The following is a 21,935-nucleotide window of genomic DNA, read 5'->3' on the forward strand; positions in this document are numbered from 1 at the left end:
GACGGGGGGATGACTCACCGGCGGGGGGCGAGCCATCCCTGTTCGCCCGGTTGGCGGTGGGCGTGTTCCGGCATCGGGGCCGGGTGCTGGTGGGCACGCTGGTGCTCCTCGCCGCGGCGGTGTGGGCGCTGCTCCGGGGCGGGCATCTCACCACCGGCACCATCGAGGGCATTGAATCCGCGAAGGCCGAGGCGCTCGCGCGCGGTGCCGCCGCGGGGTCGAATGATCAGACCCTGGCGGTCATCTTCCATCACGACGAATGGACCGCGGACGAGCCGCGCTTCACCCAGGCGGTGACGTCCGTGTTGTCGCGCGTGGAGCGGCTGCCCGAGGTCGCGTCGGTGGTGTCGCCCATCGGCGCGCCCGAAGCCTTCCGCGCCCGCTTCGTGGCGAGGACGGGACACGACCTGCTGGCGCTGGTGCGGCTCAAGGGCGGTGAGCGCGAGGCCACCGCCGCGTTCCCCGCCGTGCGCTCGGCGCTGGAGGACCCGAACCTCCGGACGACGCTCACCGGCAAGGTGGCCTTCCTGGCCGCGCTCAATGAATTGCTGGAACACGACCTGCTGCGCGCGGAGTTGCTGTCATTCCCGCTGGCGCTGTTGGTCCTGCTCTGGGTGTTCCGGACGGTGGTGGCGGCGATGCTGCCGCTGGTGGTGGGCGGCCTGGCGGTGCTCTGCGGCGTGGCGGGCGTGATGCTGCTGTCGCACGCCACGAACATGGCCCAGTACACGCTCAACGTCGTGTCGCTCATCGGGCTGGGCGTGGCCATCGACTACTCGCTCTTCATCGTGAGCCGCTTCCGCTCCGAGCTCGCGCTGGGACTCAGCACGGAGCACGCACTGACGCGCACGCTGGACACCGCGGGGCGGGCGGTGGCGTTCTCGGGGCTGGCCGTCACGGTGGGGTTGGGAGGCCTGCTCTTCTTCCGGGGCTCGTACCTGAGCGCCATGGGACTGGGCGGCGCCCTGGTGGTGGCCTTCGCGGTCCTCTTCGCGCTCACCGTGCTGCCCGCGCTCCTCGCCTGGCTGGGGCCTCGGGTGGACCGGGGACGGTTGCCCTTCGCTCGGAAGGAAGGGCGCGGCGGCGCCTGGCACGCGCTGGCCACCTGGGTGATGCGGCATCCCTGGTGGGTGCTGTTGCCCACGCTGACGCTGCTCCTGGCCATGGGGCTGCCGTTCCGCAGGCTGCAACTGGCGGCCACGGACATCACCGCGCTGCCCGAGGGCACCGAAGCACGCCACGGCGCGGAGACCCTGGCCCGCCTGTTCCCCCGCGAGGCAGCCACCCGCGTCCTCGTCGCGGTGGAGTTTCCAAGCGGCAATCCCCTCACACCGGAGCGCGCGGGCGCCCTCTACGACGCCAGCCGCCGGGTGGCTTCCATGCCCGGCGTGGTCGGCGTGGAGAGCGCGGTGGACCTGGGCCCCGGCATGGACCGGGCGACCGTCCTGCGCATGGCCGCCGCGCCCCCCCGAATGCTCCCACCGGAGCTCCAGGCCGCGCGGGCCGCGTACGTCACCGGCAACGTGGCGGTGATGCAGGTGCTGACGTCCGCGGCGCCCAGCAGCCTGGAGGCGCGCGACCTGGTCCGCGCGCTGCGCGAGGACCGCACGGTGGGCGACGGCCGGTGGCTGGTGGGAGGACAGACCGCGACGGACGTGGACGCGGCGGCCTTCGTGAAGCACCACACGCCCGCGGCGGTGGGGTTCGTGATGGGGATGACGTGCATCGTCCTCTTCGTGCTCCTGCGCTCCGTGGTGCTGCCCTTGAAGGCGCTCCTGATGAACCTCTTGTCGCTGGCCGGTTCGTTCGGCGCCCTGGTGTTCATCTTCCAGGAGGGGCACCTGCACCGGCTGCTGCGCTTCGAACCCGGGCCCATCGAACCGTCGCTGCCCATCCTGTTGTTCTGCGCGCTGTTCGGCCTGTCCATGGACTACGAGGTGCTGCTGCTCAGCCGCATCCGCGAGGAGTATCTGCGCACGGGCGACAACACCCACGCGGTGGCCGAAGGCCTGGAGCGGACCGGCGGCCTCATCACCAGCGCGGCGGCCATCATGGTGGCCGTGTTCGCGGCCTTCACGCTGGCGTCGGTGGTCGTGGTGAAGGCGATGGGGTTGGGCATGGCCATCGCGGTCGCGCTGGATGCGACGCTGGTCCGGGTGCTCATCGTCCCCGCGATGATGCGCCTGATGGGGGACTTCAATTGGTGGGGGCCCGGCCACTGGAGGCGCTCGCATCCACGGGCGCAGGGGACGGAGGCGCGGCCATGAACGCGCGGAACCTCGCATGGACGGCGGCGGCGCTGGGTGTGCTCGTGCACGGGCACCGCGAGCTGATGGCCGGTCTGCGGCGGCGTGCGGCTCCGCCCATGAGACGCTTCGAGCCACCCTCGGTGACTGTCATCCGGCCCATTCGGGGCCTGGACGTGGACGCGCGCGAGAACGTGCGTGCGCTGCTGGACCTGGACTATCCCGGCGAGTGGGAGGTGCTCTTCGTCTTCGACAGCGAGGACGACCCTGCGTTCCTCCCCACCCGTGACGAGGTGGCTGCCCGTCCGACGCGCGCGAAGCGGGTGGAGTTGATTGTCGCGGGCGAGCCACCAGCGGGGATGACGGGCAAGCTCAACGCGATGCAGGTGGGCGTGGCCTGCTCGCGGTGTCAGTTGCTGGCCTTCAGCGATTCGGACACGAGGCCCTCGCCCGAGGTGCTCACGGCGCTGGTGGGAGCGCTGCTGGAGGATGGCGGGACGGGCGCCACGTTCGCGCCCATCTACGCGGCGGCGGACGCGCCCCTGGCGGGCGACGTGGGCTACGGGCTGCTGGTGAACGCGTGGTACGGCGCATCGGTCGCGTGCACCGCGGCGCCGGATGGCGCGCTGCCCTTCATCATGGGGCAGTTGATGGTGTTCCGGCGCCAGGCGCTGGAGGCCATCGGGGGCGTGGGCTGCGCCGCCGGGCAGTTCGTGGATGACATGTACCTGGGGCGCCGGCTGCACGAAGCCGGGTGGAAGAACCGCGTCGTCCACGCGCCCCTGCGCGTCGTCACGGGCCAACTGGAGTTGGGCGCCTTCCTGCGCATCTTCCGGCGGTGGATCCTCTTCTCGGAGGCGGGCCTCCCCGGGAGCTTCGCGCGGCCCCACTGGGTGCGTGGCGCGGTGAGCTGGCTGTCATGGGGCGCGCTGGCGACGGCGGTGGCGCGAAGGGCCTGGGGCCCAGCGCTCCTGTCCGCGGCGCCCATCGGCTTCTCCGTGTGGAGCCAGCTGCGGCTCCAGCGGGCCTGTCACGGTCCGGAGGTCGCGCCCCGGCACTACTGGGTGCCGGCGGTCCTTCCGCTCCTGGGGGCAGGCGTGGCGCTGTCCACGCGGCTGTCTCGCGAGGTGGACTGGCGCGGCCGCGGCTACCGGTTGGATGCGAAGGCGCGCCTGGGTGAAGCCCAGCCCGCCCGGGCCAGCGTGTAGACGGGACGGCGGACGCGACGATGCAGCCAGCTCACCATCTGTTCCACCGCGCTCGCCATGGTGCCACGCAAGGGTGGCCCGGCCGAGCGCAACAGCGGCGCGGCGGACCGCAGGCTGCCCCCCTGTCCGTTCGGGGAGAGCATCGCGGCGAAGGCATGGGCGACGACGCGCAGGTACTCGCGGGCCATCACCCGCATGCGGGGCTCCTCGGAAGAGAGCAGGGCCATGGAGGCGCGCGCGCCGCCGGGGCTGTGCTCCCAGTAGTGCAACAGGCCCATGCGCAGCGCGTGCATGCCCTCGTCCTGCCTGGCGAAGGCGCTGTAGAGCGCGGAGGCGAGCGCGACGCGGGTGCGCTGCGCGGGCCGCCGCGCGTGCGCGTAGTGCTCCAGCGCGCGGGCGACGTGGTCCGGGTAGCGGTGCAGCGACTCCTGGAGGGCGCGGGCGTCGTGAAAGCACGACGCCATGCCGCTGGCCGTGAGCGGGTGGCAGCACGCGGAGGCGTCCCCCACGAGCACGGCGCTCCCCATCCAGACGGTCTCCGCCAGCCAGTCGTCGTTGGAGGCCATTCGCACCGCGGGCCGCTGCTCCAGCGCCTGCAAGACGGCCTCCCTCAGCCTCGAGGGCAGGGCGAGCAGCAACTCCGGGTGTTCCTTCAGCGTCTGGGCCGTGCTGCCCAGGGGCAGGTCCACCATCACGCGCGCCACGCCGGGCTGGATGGTGTACGCCAGCGCGTGCACGGCGCCGCCCACGAACTGGTGCCCGTATTCAGGGTGGGTGAGGCAGGCGCTGTCCACCGTCACGCCCAGCATGGTGGACAGGCGCTGGTGGTGCTCGGCGATACCCAGCATCCGCCGCACGGGCGACGCGCGTCCGTCCGCGGCCACCAGCAGCCGGGCGTGCACGGTGTGCTCGGTGCCCGCGTGCGAGTAGCGCAGGCGCACGCCGCGCTCGCAGTTGTGCTCCACGGCCGTCACGCGGGCCCGGATGCGCACGGTGACGCCGCGCCGCCGCGACACCGACTCCAGCAGGGGCAGGGTGAGGGCGGCGTGTTCGAGCGACAGACCCGTGACACCGCGACCGTAGGGCAGGACGAGCGTGCGTTCGGGGGCATGGAAGCACACCGCGAAGCCCCTCACGGGATGGGCCGCCCAGCCATCCACGACGTCCCCGAAGCCCAGCGCACGCAAGTCCCGCACCCCGGGCGGGTGGAGCAGTTCGCCCGCGAGCTGCTTGTGCCGGTCCACACCCGCGTCCAGCAGCAGGACGGACCACCCCAGGTCGGAGAGCGCCGCCGCCACCGCGCAGCCCGCGGGCCCTCCCCCGGCTATCACCACCTCGGTGTCCCCCACGTCGCCCCCGCTCGGTTCGCAGACACCATGTCTGGCATTGACGACTTATCCATTGATGCGCGGCGCCGCACGCGAAGGAGGCAGGCATGAAAGTGCAGGTTGCATCATTCTGTCGCACACAATTGCCCCGGGTCTCCCGGACCTTCGCGCTCAACATCCCGCTCTTGCCGGAGCCCCTGGACCTGGCGGTGACGGTGGCCTACCTCCTGTGCCGCATCGCGGACACCCTGGAGGACGAGTCCCCCGGGGCACTGCACGGTGCATTGCTCGACGAACTGGGGGCCCTGGTGTCGCTGGAGCCGGGCTGGGAGGCCCGTGCCCGCTCCTTCGCGCGAAGGGCTCGGCGCGCCCTGCGAGACGAGGTGCCACCGGCGGAGGCCGAGCTGGTTTCGGAGACACCGACCGTGCTCGAAACCCTGGCCTCGCTTCCCTCCTGGGTCCACCCGCCCATCGCGCGATGCGTGCGCACGATGACCGGCGGCATGAACCAGATACAGCGGATGCATGGAGGAAGCGGGCAGGTCATGGGGCTGCCCGACCTCCAGGCGACGTTCATGTATTGCTATTACGTGGCGGGCGTTGTCGGCGAGATGTTGACCGGCCTCTTCGTCGCCAGCTCACCCCGGGTCGCCTGGCGCGAGCAGCGGCTCGTGACGCGGGCGCCTGCCTTTGGCCGGGCCCTGCAGCTCACCAACATCCTCAAGGACGTGCGGGAGGACCTGGACCGGGGAAGCTGCTGGCTGCCCAGGGACCGCATGGCCGCGCATGGCCTCACGTCCTCCACGCTGGCCCTGCCTTCGCTCCGTGCGAACGCCGTGGCGCTGATGGATGAGCTGGTGTCGGTGGCGCGCAGGGAGCTGGACGTCGCGCTGGAGTACTCGCTGGCGCTGCCCGTGGAAGAGCCCGGTCTGCGGCTGTTCTGCCTCTACCCGCTCTTCTTCGCGGCCGCGACGCTCGACGCGGTGGAGGGCAACCCGGCGGTGTTCGAACCCGAGCCCGTGAAGATTCCCCGGGAAACGGTGGCGACGCTGATGCGGCTCACGCAGGAACGGGTGGGTTCGGATGAAGCGCTGCGGGCGCTCTACGCCAACTGCTCGCGGGCGTCCCGGAGCGGCGTGGAGGCCTGGAGTTGATGCGGCGGGCCCGAGACATGCTGGCCGGAGCGCAGGCGGCGGATGGTTCCTGGAAGGGGGACTACAGCGGTCCGCTGTTCCTGGGCCCGGTGTACGTGGCCGGGCTGTACGTGATGGGGCGCACGCCGGATGCGCCCGTCCGCGACGGGATGGTCGCCCACATGCGTGCGCACCAGAACCCGGATGGGGGATGGGGGCTGGACGTGGAGTCGCCCAGCCTCGTCTTCACGTCGGTGCTCAACTACGTCGCGCAGCGGCTGCTGGGCGTTGGCGCGGACGACCCGGGGCTCGTCCGCGCGAGGGCGTGGTTCCTTCCCCAAGGCGGCCCGCTGGGCAGCGCGTCCTGGGGGAAGTTCGTCCTCGCCCTGCTGGGGCTCTACGAATACGAGGGCCTCGCGCCCGTGCCTCCGGAGCTCTGGCTGTTGCCGCGAGGGTTGCCATTCCACCCCTCCCGGCTCTGGTGCCACTGCCGCATGGTGTACCTGCCCATGGGCTGGCTCTATGGCCGCCGGATCCGCGCCGCGGAGACACCGCTGTTGGCCGAGCTGCGACGAGAGCTGTACGCCCAGCCCTACGCGGATGTGGATTGGAAGGCGGCGCGCGGACGCGTGGCCCGCACGGACGCCTACAGCCCCCACGGTCTGGGATTGCGCGCCGTGCACCGCGTGCTGGGTTTGTATGAACGGTTCCATCCGAAGCGGCTGCGGGAACGCGCGCTGGAGGAGTCCCTGGCGTTGATTCACGGCGAGGACGCGGCGACGCACTTCGTCTGCATCGGGCCCATCAGCAAGGTGCTCGACATGGTGGTGTGTCACGTGGCGCGGCCGGACGGTCCGGAGGTGCGGGCCCACCTGGAGCGCCTGCCGGACTACCTCCAGCGGACGCGGAAGGGCATCACGGTCAACGGCTACAACTCCTCCCAGCTCTGGGACACCGCCTTCGCGGTGCAGGCGCTGGTGGCCTCCGGAGAGTCCGTCTGGGCGCGGGACACGCTGGAGCGCGCGGGCCGCTTCCTGGAGGCGCAGCAGGTGCTGGAGGATTCGCCAGACGCCGCCAGGCACCACCGGCATCCCAGCCGGGGAGGGTGGCCCTTCAGCACCCGCGCGCACGGCTGGCCCATCAGCGATTGCACGGCGGAGGCGCTGAAGGCGTGTCTGTTGTTGGAGCCGCTCGGGCTCAATCGCGTGCCACGCGAGCGCCTGGAGCAGGCCGTGGCGTTCATCCTGTCCCTGCAGAACCGGGACGGCGGCTGGGCCACCTACGAGCGGCAGCGGGGACCGCGCTGGCTGGAGCGGTTCAATCCCTCGGACGTCTTCGCCGGCATCATGGTGGACCCCAGCTACGTGGAGTGCACGTCGGCCTGTGTCCAGGCGCTGGCGGCCTGGCGCGGCGCATGGCCGCACGCACCGGTGGGCCAGGCCATCGCGCGGGGCGCGGACTTCCTGCGACGCCAGCAGCGTCCGGACGGCGGCTGGGAGGGTTCCTGGGGCGTGTGCTTCAGCTATGGCACGTGGTTCGGCGTCACCGGGTTGGTGGCCTCGGGAGCGGGGACCGGAGACCCTGCCCTGCGCAAGGCCGTCACGTTCCTGAAGGCCCACCAGCGCGAGGACGGCTCCTGGAGCGAAACCATCCAGGCCTGCCGCGAGCGCCGCTGGGTGGAGGGGCACTCGGGCCACGCGGTGACGACGTCCTGGGCCGTGCTGTCACTGGTGGCCGCGGGCGAGGCGCACGCGGAGGCCACGCGCCGGGGCATGGCGTGGCTGCGCGAGAGGCAGGCGGCGGACGGCCAGTGGCCCCGAGAGCCCCTGGCCGGCGTCTTCAGCCGCACCTGCGCCATCCACTACGACGCCTACCTGCGCATCTTCCCGCTGTGGGCGCTGTCGCTCGCGGAGCGACAGGCCGGAGGCTTCAAGGCGCGCGAAGGCTCTGCGACCCCAGGTAGTCCGCCTTGCCCAGGTTGACGCCATTGTGACGCAGCAGCGCGTACGCGTGGGTGACGTGGAAGAAGAAGTTGGGGACCGCGTTCTCCAGGAAGTAGTCCGCGCCGCTCATCACCTGCCCCTCCCACCGGGGGTGGGTGACGACGCGACTGGCGGCGCCCTCGAAGTCCTTCCCCGTGAACGTGTCCAGGTACGCGATGGTGGAGCGGACGCGCGCGCTGAGCTCCTCCAGCGTCTGCTCCGTGTCCGGGTTGGACGGCGCGGCCTTGCCTGACAATCGCGAGGCCGCGAGCTTCACGGCGTCACAGGCGATCTGCACCTGGCGCACGAACGGGAGCTGGTCCGGCGCCAGCCGGAAGTTCAGGTAGAGGTTCGGGTCGAAGGACTTCGCCTTGGCGTGGGCCTCGGCCGTCTCCAACCACTTGCTCAACTGCCCCAGCTGCTTCTTCATCTGCGAAAAGGTCTCGAAGTACATGGGCGCGCAAGCTAACGGGACAGCCATGGGCGCGCGAGCCAATCGCAAGGGCGTCCGGAGCAAATCGTCCGGACGCCCTGCGTCACCCCCGGCCTTGAGCTCAGGCCTTGAACGTCATCAAGGGCCGCAGCCGGGCCACCTCCCGGACGATGTCGGCGTCCACCTGGGAGGCCACCACCGGGCCAATGGGCTTGTAGGCGGCGGGGGCCTCCTCGATGCGGCGCTCGGCCCTGAGCGCGATGCAGTCCACCCCCGTCAGGCCCAGGTCCTCCTCCCGGTGCTTCGCGCCTCCCCGTGACATGGAGAAGCGCGAGTGCGCCCGCCCCGCCCCATGCGAGGCCGACGCCAGGGCCTTCGCGTTGCCCAGGCCCCTCATCAGGTAGGACGTGGCGCCCATGGAGCCGGGGATGATGACCGGCTGGTCCTCCTCGGCAGGGCAGGCCCCCTTGCGCGCCAGCCAGCCGCCTTCCCAGGGCAGGGTGATGTTGTGGGGCACGTCGTAGACGAGCGGCGCCTCCACGTCCCCGAACAGCTCCCGCAGCGTCTGCCGCACCAGCTCCGCGAGCAGCAGCCGGTTGAGGAAGGCGTAGTTGGCCGCCGTGGCCTCCGCCTTCAGGTACTCGCGCACCTTCACTGGATCCGCGAGCGGGAAGATGCCGCTCCCCGGGTGCGGCGCCCCCGTGGGCCACGCGGCGCGCGCCCGCTCCTGCCAGGTGCGCCCCACGTGCTTGCCCATGTCCCGCGAACCGGAGTGCACCATGAACGCGAGCTGCCCCTCCCGCACGCCCCAGGCCCACGCCCGCGCGCGGTCCACCACGGCCTCCACCCGCTGCACCTCCACGAAGTGGTTGCCTCCGCCAATGGTGGCGAGGCCAGGGTCGCGCACCACGCCCTCCCGCCGCAGCCCGGTGGGCGCCCAGGCCGGGTCCCCCTCCAGCGCCCCGCCCAGATAGACGCGGTCGGACTCACGGTGAAGCTGGCCCAGCTCCATCCGGGCCGCCATGCCCAGGGGCTGGCCTTCCGTCTCCAGGAGCCAGCCGGGCAGGCCGTCCCGCAGCAGCGCCTCCAGGGCGCGCGAGCCCTGGGCGACGTCCCGCGTGCCGAAGAAGTAGTGCCCCTTCATCCGCTCGACGAAGGCGTCGCGGCGGGCGAGGAAGGCGTCCACGGGGATGTCCGCGACATGCAGGCGCATGCCGCAGTTGATGTCCGTGCCCACCGCGCCGGGGACCACCAGGCCCTCCGTGTGGACCACCGACCCGATGGCCACCCCGGAGTCGCCCGGATGGAAGTCCGGCGTCGCGCGCACCTGCTTCACGCGGCCGCCGTCAGGATGATGGAGCGCGGCGAGCGCCGCGAGCTGCTGGAGCGCCTTGCCCTCCACCGGCAGGTCCGGCGGAAGGAGGACTTCGGCGGGGGGAGCATGGGGATCCGCCTGGAGGCGGACCGTGTAGACACGACCGTCGTAAGCAACGTCGAGCCCCTCGCGGGCAAGCGCCCGCAGGAGCCGGTTCAGTTTCGGCTGCATGACCTTCTCGGAATCTGACCCGGGCGGATTTCAGCCCGGGGGACGTGAGCGATGGATTCGAGACCTCGGGTCAGCAGCCGCGGTCGGGACGCCGGAGCGTCCGCGACCCCCTGGACGATCCAACACACCGCACCTGACGGGCTCGCGAAAAGATCCGCTCCAGTCGAGGATGGGCCCATGGACGTGTCGAAGCAGGGGAATGGAGCGGCGTCATGACGGTGGCGGTCCTACGGGCCCAGGCCCCGGAGTTCGATGTGGCGTCCGTCCTGGACCGCTTCCCGGAATGCCGCCCGGATGCCGTCTGGCTCCAGGGCGAGCAGCTGCAGCGCCAGGGAAGGCACTCGACCTCGGGCTTCAACCTCACCCTGGTGGAGGACGGGGAGGGCACGCTGCACGGCCCCGTCGCCGCCGCCCGCAGGCAACTGGAGGTGCTGGCCCCCCTGCTCGCGGAGCTGCGCCAGCAGGCCGTCCCCTGCGTCGTGGATTTCGGGCTGTTCGTCGGCACCTCGCGGCACTTCACCAGCTCCGTCCACTTCCCACCCGACGACGTCCGGTGGTTCGCGGACCAGGGAATCGCCCTGGCCGTCTCCGCCTATCCGACGGCCGAGGAGGAGTCGGAGGACTCCTCGGGCAACCTCCAATGAGCACGAAGACCGCCCCCCGCTGGGACCCCGGAGCCGTACCGACCTTCTGGATCAACCATGCGTCCCGGTTGCTGATGCGCCACTTCGAGCAGCGGTTGCGGCCGCTCGAGTTCGGGATGGCCTACCTGCCGGTGGTCATCGCGCTGGAGGAGCACGGGCCACTCTTACAGAAGCAGCTCGCGGAGTACGCCCACGTCGAGCAACCCACCATGGCCGCGCTCCTCACGCGCATGGAGCGCGACGGGCTCATCCAGCGTCAGCCGCACCCGGACGACAAGCGCGCGACCCGGATATCGCTCTCGGCCAAGGCCCGGGAGCGCCTGCCCCAGGCGAAGGAGCAGCTGGAGGAGGTCGCGGATCAGGCGACCGCGGGCTTCAGCGACCGCGAGCGCGCCACGTTCATGTCGCTCCTGCGCCGCGTGGTGGACAATCTGGAGCCGGCGTCCGGGGATTGAGCCATCCATTCCCTGAACGTCAGAGGGGTCTTGTAGGGTGCGCGCCCCTCCGGAAGATTCCCTTCCGGCATGACACAAGGTCGAGGCCTCTTGAACCGCTCCTCCTTCCTGATGCGCGCGCTGCGCACCGGCACGTTCTGTCTCGTGGGCGCCTGCTCGCTGATGACCGCCTGTGATTCCAACGATGATGATTCACCTGTCGACCCGACTCCGGTGGACAGGTCGCCGCGCAAGCTGACGCTGCTGCAGACGAGCGACCTGCACACCAACATCTTCCCGTGGGACTATTTCTCCGGGAAGGCTGACGCGAAGCGCGGCCTCGCCAAGGTGGCCACGCTCATCAAGCAGGAGCGCGCGAAGAACCCGGACTGCACGCTGCTCGTCGACACGGGCGACACCATCCAGGGCTCGCCGCTCGGCACCTACTACGCCCAGGTGGACAACGCGCCCAAGCACCCCATGGCCGCCGCCATGAACGAGCTGGGCTACGCCGCCATGGCCATGGGCAACCACGAGTTCAACTACGGCCAGGACGTCCTCAACAAGTTCAAGGGCGAGGCGAACTTCCCCCTCCTCGGCGCCAACGTGCGCAAGAGCTCGGACGGCTCCGAGGCCTTCACCCCGTACGTGATGACCACGGTGTGCGGCGTGAAGGTCGGCATCCTCGGCCTGGTGACGCCGGGCGTGGCCACGTGGGAGCGCAAGGACAACATCACCGGGCTGCGCTTCGATGAACCGCTGGAGACCGCGAAGACGTACGTGCCGAAGATGAAGCAGGCTGGCGCGGACGTGGTGGTGGTGGCCATCCACGGTGGCCCGGACAAGCAGCCGACGGGCAGCGCGACCAGCCCGGAGTCGTGGCTCGCGGACTACGCGGACGCCACGAAGTGGACCGACCGCGGCAACCTCACCGCTGAGAACCAGGCCGTGCAGATTGCCCAGCAGGTGGCGGACGTGGACGTGCTCCTCACCGGCCACACCCACCAGCCCATCCCGAAGATGCTGCTGAAGCAGCAGAACGGCCGTGAAGTCCTCCTCACGCAGCCCAACCGCTGGGGCAGCCACCTGGCGGACGTGCAGCTCAACGTCACCTGGAACGGCGAGCGCTGGGGCGTGGACGCGCATGACTCGCAGCTCCACGCGGTGGACGAAACGGTGGCGGAGGATGCCACCGTCAAGCAGCTCACCCAGGCCGCCCACGACACCACGGTGGCCTACGTGAACCAGAAGATTGGCAGCACCACCGCGGCCTTCACGGGCGGCTTCGCCGGACGCTACGTGGACAGCGCGCTCGGGGACCTGCTCAACATCGTGCAGGAGGAGGCCGCGGCGGAGGCCGGCTTCCCCGTGGACCTGTCCGCGACCGCCCTGTTCTCCAATGACGTCGCGCTGCCGGCGGGGGACGTCACCCTGCGGGACGCCTACAGTGTCTACATCTACGACAACACGCTGTACGTGATGGAGATCAACGGCTCCATCCTCCGGCGCGCGCTGGAGATGAACACGCTGTACTTCAAGCAGCTGGACGCGGCCAACCTGCCCGCGAAGCCCGCGGACGCGAAGGCCACCACGCCCGTCGTCGCGGACTACAACTGGGACCTCTACTCGCACATCGAGTACGGCTATGACTTGACGAAGCCCGCGGGCTCGCGGCTCACGCACCTGCGCTTCCAGGGCCAGGACGTGAAGGACGACCAGGTCTTCCGCATCGCCGTCAACAACTACCGCGGCGGTGGCGGCGGCGGGTACAGCATGTTCAAGGAAGGCCGCATGCTGTGGTCCTCCGCGGACGGGGTGCGTGACTACGTCGCGCGCTACATGCAGGAGCACCAGAACCTGTCTCCGGACACTGTGAACACCTGCAACTTCACGCTCACGCCGGACCTCTACACGCCGTACTTCCAGGCCACGCTCGGCCCGGCGAAGTGCGCGCCCGTCGTGCAGTGACGTAAGGAACCGAGGGACGCCCGGTGGACAGCCCTCTTCCCCGGAGGGCACGTCCCACCGGGCCTCCCGCGTTCCTACGTTGCCCGCGATGGCCGACCCACGCGCGGAAGAGACGTTCCAGAAGAGCATCCACACGCTGAACCAGGACGGCGCATCGCCCCGGACGGAGACCGACGACCTGGGCTCGCGGCGGCTCCCGGCGGAGGCCTACTGGGGCATCAACGTCAGCCGCGCGCTGGACAACTTCGCCATCAGCGGGCGCCCCATCTCCGTCTATCCCGACCTGCTCTTCGGCTACGCCTGCGTGAAGCAGGCCGCCGCACGCGCGAACGCGGATCTGGGCGTGCTGGATGCGACGCGGGCCTCGCTCATCGACCAGGCCTGCGAGGACATCAAGGCCGGCAGGCTGCACGAGCAGTTCGTCGTGGACGTCATGCAGGGCGGGGCCGGCACCTCCACGAACATGAACTTCAACGAGGTCATCGCCAACCGCGGCCTGGAGCTGGCCGGCCACCCCAAGGGCCACTACGCGCACCTGGACCCGAATGACCACGTCAACCGGAGCCAGAGCACGAACGACACCTACCCGACGGCGCTCAAGGTCGGGTTGATGTTGTCCGTCGAACGCCTGCTGGCCCAGCTGCATCTGCTGGAGCAGGCGTTCCGCGACAAGGGACAGGAGTTCGCGGGCATCGTGAAGATTGGCCGGACGCAGCTCCAGGACGCCGTGCCCATGACGCTCCAGCAGGAGTTCGAAGGCTTCGCCGTCACGCTGGCCGAGGAGCACGCGAGCCTGACGGAGGTCACCCGCCGCCTGGGGGAGATCAACCTGGGGGCGACGGCGATTGGGACGGGCATCGCCGCGGACCCACGCTTCGCGGAGGCCGCGCGAGCGCACCTGGCGGACATCACCGGGCGCCCCATCGTCACCGCGCCGGACCTGATTGAAGCGACCACCGACGTGGGCGTCTTCATGGAGGTGTCCGGCACCCTCAAGCGCACCGCGATGAAGCTGTCGAAGATCTGCAACGACCTGCGGCTGCTCGGCTCCGGCCCGCAGGCGGGCTTCAACGAAATCAACCTCCCGCCCATGCAGGCGGGCTCCAGCATCATGCCGGGCAAGGTGAACCCGGTCATTCCGGAGGTCGTGAACGAAGTGGCGTTCGTGGTCGCCGGGGGAGACGTGACGCTGACCATGGCCGCCGAGGCGGGGCAGCTCCAGCTCAACGCCTTCGGGCCGGTCATGGCCCACGTGCTGTTCGAGAACCTCAAGTACATGACCGCCGCCATGGCGACCCTGCGTGTGAACTGCGTGCGGGGCATCACCGCCAACAAGGAGCGGCTCGCGCGCCAGGTGGAGTCCTTCGTGGGCGTCATCACCGCCCTCATGCCGCACATCGGCTACGCGCCCGCGGCACGGCTGGCGAGGGAGGCCCTGGCCACGAACGCCAGCATCGCGGACCTGGTGGTGTCCGCCGGCCTGCTGACGCGCGAGCAGCTGGCCGAGCTGCTCTCGCCGGAGCGGTTGACCCGGGGCCAGGCGGTGGAGGCCCGGGACGAAGAGGGCACGCACTAGGCGGTCCCTTTTCGCCTTCAGCGCGAGGTCCGCATGTTCATCCGTCGCCTGCGCAGGTTCCTCCGAGAGCCCTACTGGCTGGTCCTGGCCGCCCTGGTCGTCGTCGGGGGCGCGCTGGGCATCGCAGTCGCCCGCGTGCAGACGGACACCGCACCGGCCCTGTTCGGGCATGCCTGGCCCGGGGACGTCGACGACACCCGGGGCGCCCTGGGGGCGTTGCTCGGGTTGCAGATCACCGTCCTCACCATCGCCCTGTCCCTGAACGCGCCGGTCATCCAGTCCGCCGCGAACCAGTACTCGCCACGGCTGGTCCCCATCTACCTGAAGAGCGCGCCGCTCCGCCGCGCCATTCCCTTCTTCGCCCTCTCCACCAGCTACATCCTCACGGCGGTCCGGGAGCTGGGCGTCATCGAGGACGCTGGCGTCAGGCCCCGGCCCGTCCTGTCGGGAGCCATCATCCTGGTGCTGGTGGCGCTCTTCGTGCTCATCCTCGTCCTGGCCCGCACCTTCCGCTTCCTGCGGGTGGAGCGCGTCCTCGGGCTCGTCCAGCACCTGATCGTGTCCGCGACGGAGCGCCGCATCCAGGCCCGTCTGAAGCGCCTGCCGCTGGATCCGGCGGTGACCCTGCGGTTGCCGGCGGATGCCACCTCGCTGCTCGCTGCTTCGTCGGGCTACCTCGCGGACGTCGACCTCCAGGACCTCACGCGGCTCGCCCGGAAGTGGGGCGTGCGGGTCCGCATTTGCATCACCGTGGGCGAGTACATCGACCAGGACGAGGTCGCCGGCTGGGTGGTGGCGGACGGAGGGGGCGCCGTGGATGCCCACGTGCTCCACGGCCTCGCCGCCACGTTGAGCATCACGTCGGCGCGCGAGCCCGACTGCGACCCCTCCCTGGGGCTCCGCATCCTCGTCGACGTCGCGAACCGGGCCCTGTCCTCGTCCGCGAATGACCCGTACACGGCCCGGCAGGCGCTCCAGCAGATCCGCTCGGTGATGCGCCGGCTGGCGGCCCTGCCGCAGGGGGACTGGAACGTCGTCGACCCGGATGGCAGGGCGCGCGTGTCACTGGTGGCCCTGCGGCTGCGCGACTACCTCTTCCTCGCCGTGGATGGCCCCCTCCATTACGCGGGGGGCGACCCGGAGGTGCTGGAGGAGGTGCTTCAAATCGCCCTCACCGTGGGCCTGCTCGCGCGCGACGCGCAGGACCGCGCCGCGGCGCAAGCGCTGCTCGCACGCGTGCTCGCGGACGTCCAGGGCTCCACGGAGAAGGACCGCTTCCACCGCCTGCTCGCCCAGGCGGAGCGCGTCCGGGCCTCCTTCCAGGGCGAGCGCCGGACGCGCGTCGAGCGGGGGCGCGCGGACTGGCTTCCGGACTGAAGCGCCGGCTTCAGTGGCGGGTTTCGCGGGTGGGCTTGAAGCCCATGAGGAAGTCGATGAGCAGGCGGGTGCCGTAGCCCGTGGCGCCCTTGCTGCGCCACGCGTTGTCGCGCTCGGCCCGCGCGGTCCCCGCCATGTCGATGTGCGCCCAGGGCAGCCCGTCCACGAACTCCTCCAGGAAGAGGCCCGCGGTGATGGCTCCGGCGTTGTCGCCGCCCACGTTCTTCATGTCCGCCACCTCCGACTCCAGTTCCTGCCGCAGGCGCCGGTCCAGCGGGAGCTGCCACACGGTGTCGCCGGTGCGCTCGCCCGAGTCCTTCACCTGCTCCACCAGGGACGGGTCGTTGCCCATGACGCCCGCGGTGAGGAGGCCCAGCGCGCGCTGACACGCCCCGGTGAGCGTGGCGACGTCCACGATGGCGTCGGGCCTCGGCGACTGCTCGGTGGCCAGGACGAGCGCGTCCGACATCACCAGGCGGCCCTCCGCGTCGGTGTTGATGACCTCCACCGTCTTGCCGCCGCGCACCGTCAGCACGTCCCCCAGCTTCATGGCGGTGCCCGAGGGCATGTTGTCGGTGCACATCAGGTAGGCCGTCACCGCCGTCCTGCAGCCCAGCTGCTTCAGCGCCGTCATCGCCGCGAGGATGGCGCCCGCGCCGGACATGTCGCCCTTCATGGTGGCGTGGACCAGGTCGTTCGGCTTCAGGCCCAGTCCGCCCGAGTCGAACATGATGCCCTTGCCCACCAGTGAGACGCGGCCCAGGGGCTGGATGGCTTCGCCCTTGCTGCCCCTGGGCGTGTACGTCAGCTTGATCATCCGCGGCGGCTCCGCGCTGCCGGCGTTGACGCCCAGCAGGCCTCCGCAGCCCAGCCTGGCCAATGCCTCGCCGTCGAAGATCTCGACCTCCAGGCCGCAGCGTTTGGCCAGCGACTCGGCCACCTCCGCCAGCCGTGCGGCGGTCAGCAGGGTGGCGGGGGAATTGGCGAGGTCACGCGCGAACGCCGTGGCGCGGGAGTGGATGCCTCCGCGCATCATTCCCTGTTCAACGTCCTCGGTGTTCTTCGAACCCGAGACGAGCGTCAGCGATTCGAGCGGCGGCTCCTGCTCCGAGTTCCGCTTGTAGGGCCGGTAGCGGTAGCGGGCGAGCAGGACGCCTTCGGTCAGGGCCTGCGCGGCGAGGTCCGCCGGGACGCTCCCGGTGTCCGGGACCTGGAGCGCGACGCGCTTCTGTTGGCCCACGGTCCGCGCGAACGCGGCGGCGGCATCCCGGAGCTTGCCTGCATCCAGCTGTGCCCGCGCCCCCACGCCGACGGCGACCAGGGGCGGGCCTCCCGAGCGGGGAATGAGCAGCGTCTGACCGGCCTTGCCCTCGAAGCCCGCCGCCTTCAGGAACGCGCGGTCGAGGCCGGGGGCCTTCACCTCTTCGTCCGCTCCCACGAACGTGCCGACGCAACCGGCGTCGGTGGGGACGGTGGCCGCTACGGCGAGCTTCGTCTCCTCCGGGGGTTCGATGGAAGGAGCGGGGTGGAACTCGGCCTGCGCGCGTGAATGAAACGAGGTCAACATGGAAGCCTCCTGATGGAGGAACTGGGCACGGCGCCAGGGGGGTGCAACATCCAGAAGGCTACTCGCCCCTGCCTCCGGGAGCGGTTTTCCGGCGGATGCAAGGTGTGGATGTTCCGCCACTCAAGCCCTTGAGGGAGGAAGCCCATGCGCACACTGCCGTCGAAGCGGATGTCACTGCTCACCGAACGCGAAGCCCAGCTCGTCCTGTCCAGCGCCCCACGCAACCTGGCGGAGCTCTCACCACGGGAACTGCGCGGACGCATCCTGCGAGCGCGCCGCCTGATGGAGAAGTACCAGGACGCGGCGCAGCGGCAGCGCAGGGAGGCACTCCGCAAGGAGGTGCCCTCCCGCTCCCGCCGCGCCGAGGGCAACCGCAACACCCTCCGCAAGGCCGAGTACTTCGCCCTCACCCTGGAGCGCTTCGAGAAGCGGCTCGCCCTGCTGGAGCGCAAGGCCCAGGTCCGGGCCCGCGCCGCGAGCCGTCCGGCCCCCCGGAGGACGACGCGCGCGGCCACGGGAGGACGAAAGCCCGCGCGCCGGACGCGCGCCGCCGGCCGCACCGCGAAGGCCGCAGCCTTGAAGCAGGCGTCCGGCAAGAAGCGGGGAGGGGCCCTGAAGCAGCAGCGCTTCCCCGCCCTCAAGCGGCAGGCCCATGCCTCTGGCCGGGGCCGCCGGACCCAGAGCCGGCGCGACTCGCGGCGCTGAGGGTGGGACGCCCTGGTGGGTGTCCCTACCCGAGCCCCCAGGGCAGCCCCAGCACCTGCCACGCGACCAACAGGGCAATCCACACGGCGAAGACCACGATGACGTACGGCAGCATCAAGGCCACCACGGTCCCCACGCCCGCGTCCTTCTGGTACTTCTGGGCGAAGGTGACGATGAGCGCGAAGTAGGCGTTCAGCGGTGAGATGGCATTGAACGGACCGTCGCCCACGCGGTACGCGGCGAGCACGGCCTCCGGGTCCACGTTCAGCCGCATCAAGAGCGGCACGAACACCGGCGCGAAGATGGCCCACTTCGGGATGGCGCCCGTCATGATGAGGTCCAGGACGGCGACCACCAGCACGAACCCGACGAGCAGCGGCAGCGCGCCCAGGCCCGCGTGCTCCAGGGCATCCCCCACCTTCACGGCCGCGATGGTCGCCATGTTCGTGTAGGTGAAGAGGGCGATGAACTGGCTGATGATGAACAGCAGGAAGATGAGGCCGCCCAGCCCGGCGACCGCCTTCTCCATGGCCTTGATGACGTCCACGCTGTTCTTCATCGTCCCGGCGCCGACGCCATAGGCGGCCCCCGTCACCAGGAACAGCACGGTGATGGCGACGATGAGGCCGTTCATGAACGGCGAGTCACCGATGAGCGCGCCCGTCTCCGGATTGCGCAGCGGAGCCCCCGGGGGCAGCGCCAGCAGGCCGAAGAACACCAGCACGCCCACGAGCCCCCAGAACGCGAACTTCAGCCCTCGCGACTCCTCCGGCGACAGCTTCGCGCCCGTCGTGGCCGGCTTCTCTCCCTTGTACTCACCCAGCCGGGGTTCGATGAGCTTGTCGCTGATGAGCGACACCACGATGGTCAGCATCACCACCGACGCGGCGGAGAACCAGAAGTTCGCCGTCAGGTCGATGGAGCGGTCCGGCGCCATGATGTGGATGGCGTCGTTGGTGATCTCCGTCAGGATGCCGTCCAGCGGCTTGATCAGGATGTTGACGGTGAAGACCGCCGCGACACCGGCGAAGGAGGCCGCCAGGCCCGCGAGGGGATGCCTGCCCACGGTGAGGTAGGCCGCCGCCGCCAGGGGAATCAGCACCAGGTAGCCAGCATCCGCGGCGATGCTCGACAGGATGCCCACGAACACCAGGATGTACGTGAGGAGCCGGGCCGGAGCGACCGCCACCAGCTTGCGGATGAGCGCGCCCACCAGGCCCGCCGCGTCCGCGACGCCCACGCCCAGCATGGCGACGATGATGACGCCCACCGCGTTGAAGTCCATGAAGTGCTGGACGACGCCCGCGAACATGAAGCGCAGGCCCTCGCCCGTCAGCAGGCTCTTCGCGGCGGAGGTCGTCTGCTCCACCTGGTGGGTGTCCGGGTTGATGGTCTCGTAGGTGACGCTGGCCCCCATCCTGTAGAAGATGTGGGAGAGCACCATCACGATGGCAATCAGCGCGACGAAGATGATGGCGGGGTGGGGGACCTTGTTGCCCACCCGCTCGATGGCGTCGAGCACCCGCTCCATGCCCTTCTTCTTCGGAGGCGTGCGCTGTTTGTTCTTGGTCTCGCCTGGGACCTGGACGTCGTCGAAATGAGCCGCTTTGGCCATGGGAGTGCTGCTCCTTTCCAATCCCTCAGATCTCCAGCTCGCCACCCACCGAGAGCGAGGTATCCGTCTTGACCTTGCCCGCCGCGGGTGCGCTGTCGTGTTGCACTTCGAAGTAGGTGGTGAGCGCGAAGCGGTCCGTCAGGTCCACGGACAGCTTCGTGGTGGAGTCCAGGAGGACACGTGTGTCGCCGAAGATGTCCGGGAGCAGCACGGCGTCCTCGCGCAGGTACACGTGCTCGTTGATGTCGTAGCGGAAGGCCAGTCCCACCGCGGGTGACCACAGGGTCACGTTCGGCAGGTCCTCGCGCGTGGGGGTGTACTGGAACCGGCGGTCCCTCGCGTAGCCCGCGCCCAGGTACATGCGCAGGAGGAGGTCCTTCGATTTCTTCGTCCGCTCCAGGAACGTGAAGCCGAGGCCCAGCTCCACCTCGGTGCGCAGCTCCAGGCTGGCGGGGTGGTCTGTCTCCGCGCCCAGGAAGGTGTAGACGCTGAGCAGGCGCGTGAAGCGGTAGTCAGCGCGCGCCCAGCCGCCGAGCGTCAGGGCCGTGACCGCCCGCTCCTCCTCGTCCTCCGTGGCCGCGTTGCCGTAGGCGCCATCCATCTCCAGGGTGAGCGCCCACACCGGGGACTCGTACTCCGCCAGGGCATCACCCGTGATGGTGAAGGAGCGGGCGTTGCCGGTGAAGAAGGAGGCGCCGAGCCCGGCCGAGCCCGTCCAGGGCCCTTCGTCTTCGTCCTCGTCCTCGTCCTCGTCTGCTTCGGCTTCGACGGAAGCCGGTGCGGAGGCATCCGCCGCTTCGGGAGGAGGCGTGGGTGTCTGGGCCATGGCCGCGAAGAGGATGAGGAGTGGACTCATACGTGCCCTGGGGAAGGAGGAGCCTGCCTGTCCCGGTGCTCGGGGAGGGGCGGCCTCGGTGGTGCTCGAAGGCCTTCTCGCGGCCCACGCAACCTTCGACACGCACCGCGCGTCCTGCAATCACAGGCCGGCATGCCAGGGAAGGCACCCTCGTGCCTTTGCCCGTCAGAACGTGATGAGGGATTTGTTCTACAGACCCTGGTTCAGGGGCGCACGACGTCCTGGATGAACCGGCTCAGCGACTCCGCCATCTTCTGGTGCGTGGCGGCGGAGGGATGCCAGTCCTCGCCGACGCCGTCAGCGAAGGGGTTCTGCATGGCCATCACGTGGCGGTGGATCCGGGCGTCGCCCAGGCGCTGGCGCTCCGCCACCAGGTCGGAAATCCAATCGCCCACGTGCACGGACGTCACCACGCCCTGCTGTTCCTTCCGCTTGAAGCCATCCGTCATGCTGCCCAGCGTGCAGACGATGTGCGCGCGCGGATGCAGCGTGCGGAGCCGTTCGAGGAAGGTCCGGTAGGCGGACTTGAACGCCGCTTCATCCGGAAGGAACGCGGCGGTGCCCGCGCCCGCGAACGTGTCGTTGGTGCCGGCGTTGAGGACAATCACGTCCGGCGAGTCGTTGGAGAAGTCCCAGGCGGCGGGGTGGTCCGGGACGGCGCGCTCGTAGATGGCTGGAATCAAGCCGGACGTGGACAGGTCCAGGTTGCGGTACACGCCGTGGCCCGAATAGCAGACGAACACGGCCTCCGCGCCCAGGCGTTGGGCCGTGAGCCATCCGTAGCCGCGTCTGGGATTCTGGTGCTTCGACGTGAAGGTGGGCACCCTCGACGAGGATGACTCAGGGACGAAGGTGACGTCCGTGCCGTAGCCGCAGGTGATGGAGTCCCCGACGAACTCCAACTTGAGCCCCGTGTGCTGCTGGGGCGGCTCCCGGAGCTCACCATGGACCTCCAGCGCCAGGAGCGTGCTGGCGCCCACCAGGGACTCGGTGCGCTTGAAGAGCTCCACCGTGTGCAGGCCCACGGGGAGGTCGCTGGCGAGCAGGTAGCTGCCCTGACCGGGCTTCACCGCGAGCAGCTTGGGAGGTGCCCCGTCCACCACGACGTCGAAGTGGTTGGTCCCCACGTCGCCGCCCGCGCCCGCGTCATCGAGCCGCACCCGGACGGCGTCTCCCCAGAAGCGCGCGCGCACCGTGACGCCCGGATGCGAGAAGACGACCCCTGTCGCTGAGCGGTACGTCCGGCCCACGTACCGCACGCGCGCGTCAGTGGCGGGAATGCTCACCCAGGGCATGGAAGGGCCTTCCGGTGGAGTG

Annotated in this window: 17 protein-coding genes; 10 read left to right on the top strand and 7 right to left on the bottom strand. The window is 70.3% G+C overall.

Annotation, left to right across the window (positions count from 1 at the left end):
• Both D7X99_RS29990 and D7X99_RS29995 read left to right on the top strand, forming a co-directional pair.
• The coding region (locus tag D7X99_RS29990; protein ID WP_233613840.1) for an MMPL family transporter at window positions 1–2,267 on the top strand (2,267 nt) is incomplete at its 5' end.
• Entirely contained in the window at window positions 2,264–3,454 is a 1,191-nt protein-coding gene (locus tag D7X99_RS29995) for a glycosyltransferase family 2 protein (protein ID WP_147476299.1), read from the top strand. The genes D7X99_RS29990 and D7X99_RS29995, both read left to right, overlap by 4 nt.
• Here the strand turns inward: D7X99_RS29995 and D7X99_RS30000 are convergent.
• Window positions 3,394–4,803, bottom strand: coding sequence for an NAD(P)/FAD-dependent oxidoreductase (locus D7X99_RS30000; RefSeq protein WP_121780771.1), 1,410 nt, complete (start codon window positions 4,801–4,803; stop codon window positions 3,394–3,396). The genes D7X99_RS29995 and D7X99_RS30000 overlap by 61 nt on opposite strands.
• 86 nt (window positions 4,804–4,889) lie before the next feature.
• On the opposite strand from D7X99_RS30000, the gene D7X99_RS30005 reads away from it, so the two are divergent.
• Window positions 4,890–5,936: a phytoene/squalene synthase family protein gene (locus D7X99_RS30005; RefSeq protein WP_121780772.1), complete on the top strand. Its 1,047-nt coding sequence runs from the start codon at window positions 4,890–4,892 to the stop codon at window positions 5,934–5,936.
• Complete coding sequence (locus D7X99_RS30010) at window positions 5,936–7,897, top strand: 2,3-oxidosqualene cyclase (RefSeq protein WP_121780773.1); 1,962 nt, start codon at window positions 5,936–5,938, stop codon at window positions 7,895–7,897. Before D7X99_RS30005 ends, D7X99_RS30010 begins: the two co-directional genes overlap by 1 nt.
• Here D7X99_RS30010 and D7X99_RS30015 read toward each other — a convergent pair.
• Both D7X99_RS30015 and D7X99_RS30020 read right to left on the bottom strand, forming a co-directional pair.
• The gene (locus D7X99_RS30015) at window positions 7,845–8,351 is read right to left on the bottom strand and encodes a DUF1993 family protein (protein WP_121780774.1); all 507 of its coding nucleotides are present in this window, start codon (window positions 8,349–8,351) and stop codon (window positions 7,845–7,847) included. The two genes, D7X99_RS30010 and D7X99_RS30015, sit on opposite strands and share 53 nt — an antisense overlap.
• 100 nt (window positions 8,352–8,451) lie before the next feature.
• Window positions 8,452–9,876 (bottom strand): RtcB family protein, encoded by a 1,425-nt coding sequence (locus D7X99_RS30020; protein WP_121780775.1) that lies wholly within the window; start codon window positions 9,874–9,876, stop codon window positions 8,452–8,454.
• Window positions 9,877–10,088: 212 nt separating this feature from the next.
• Between D7X99_RS30020 and D7X99_RS30025 the strand changes: the two genes are divergently transcribed.
• From D7X99_RS30025 to D7X99_RS30045, 5 genes are all read left to right on the top strand, one after another.
• Window positions 10,089–10,520, top strand: coding sequence for a hypothetical protein (locus tag D7X99_RS30025; RefSeq protein ID WP_121780776.1), 432 nt, complete (start codon window positions 10,089–10,091; stop codon window positions 10,518–10,520).
• A complete protein-coding gene (locus D7X99_RS30030; protein ID WP_121780777.1) occupies window positions 10,517–10,975 on the top strand; it encodes a MarR family winged helix-turn-helix transcriptional regulator in 459 nt (152 codons plus the stop codon). The genes D7X99_RS30025 and D7X99_RS30030 overlap by 4 nt, the downstream gene beginning before the upstream one ends.
• Before the next feature lie 69 nt (window positions 10,976–11,044).
• Window positions 11,045–12,922 (top strand): bifunctional UDP-sugar hydrolase/5'-nucleotidase, encoded by a 1,878-nt coding sequence (locus D7X99_RS30035; RefSeq protein WP_121780778.1) that lies wholly within the window; start codon window positions 11,045–11,047, stop codon window positions 12,920–12,922.
• 88 nt (window positions 12,923–13,010) lie between these two features.
• Complete coding sequence (locus D7X99_RS30040; protein ID WP_199756383.1) at window positions 13,011–14,498, top strand: aspartate ammonia-lyase; 1,488 nt, start codon at window positions 13,011–13,013, stop codon at window positions 14,496–14,498.
• 33 nt (window positions 14,499–14,531) lie between these two features.
• Window positions 14,532–15,875 (top strand): DUF2254 domain-containing protein, encoded by a 1,344-nt coding sequence (locus tag D7X99_RS30045; protein ID WP_121780779.1) that lies wholly within the window; start codon window positions 14,532–14,534, stop codon window positions 15,873–15,875.
• A gap of 10 nt (window positions 15,876–15,885) precedes the next feature.
• Here the strand turns inward: D7X99_RS30045 and D7X99_RS30050 are convergent, their stop codons facing one another.
• On the bottom strand, window positions 15,886–17,442 hold the full coding sequence (locus D7X99_RS30050) for a leucyl aminopeptidase (protein WP_121780780.1): 1,557 nt from the start codon (window positions 17,440–17,442) through the stop codon (window positions 15,886–15,888).
• A gap of 144 nt (window positions 17,443–17,586) precedes the next feature.
• On the opposite strand from D7X99_RS30050, the gene D7X99_RS30055 reads away from it, so the two are divergent.
• A complete protein-coding gene (locus D7X99_RS30055) occupies window positions 17,587–18,147 on the top strand; it encodes a hypothetical protein (protein ID WP_121780781.1) in 561 nt (186 codons plus the stop codon).
• A 25-nt stretch (window positions 18,148–18,172) separates the two neighbouring features.
• Here D7X99_RS30055 and D7X99_RS30060 read toward each other — a convergent pair whose 3' ends face one another.
• The 3 genes from D7X99_RS30060 to D7X99_RS30070 form a co-directional block, all read right to left on the bottom strand.
• Entirely contained in the window at window positions 18,173–19,762 is a 1,590-nt protein-coding gene (locus D7X99_RS30060; RefSeq protein ID WP_121780782.1) for an AbgT family transporter, read from the bottom strand.
• Window positions 19,763–19,787: 25 nt separating this feature from the next.
• Window positions 19,788–20,618, bottom strand: a complete 831-nt coding sequence (locus tag D7X99_RS30065; RefSeq protein WP_121780783.1) for a YdiY family protein — start codon at window positions 20,616–20,618, stop codon at window positions 19,788–19,790.
• A 203-nt stretch (window positions 20,619–20,821) separates the two neighbouring features.
• Window positions 20,822–21,913, bottom strand: coding sequence for an SGNH/GDSL hydrolase family protein (locus D7X99_RS30070; RefSeq protein ID WP_121780784.1), 1,092 nt, complete (start codon window positions 21,911–21,913; stop codon window positions 20,822–20,824).
• Between the last annotated feature and the right edge of the window lie 22 nt (window positions 21,914–21,935).

Origin of the sequence: Corallococcus sp. AB032C, from assembly GCF_003668935.1 — a bacterium.
Taxonomy (GTDB): Bacteria; Myxococcota; Myxococcia; order Myxococcales; family Myxococcaceae; genus Corallococcus; species Corallococcus exiguus.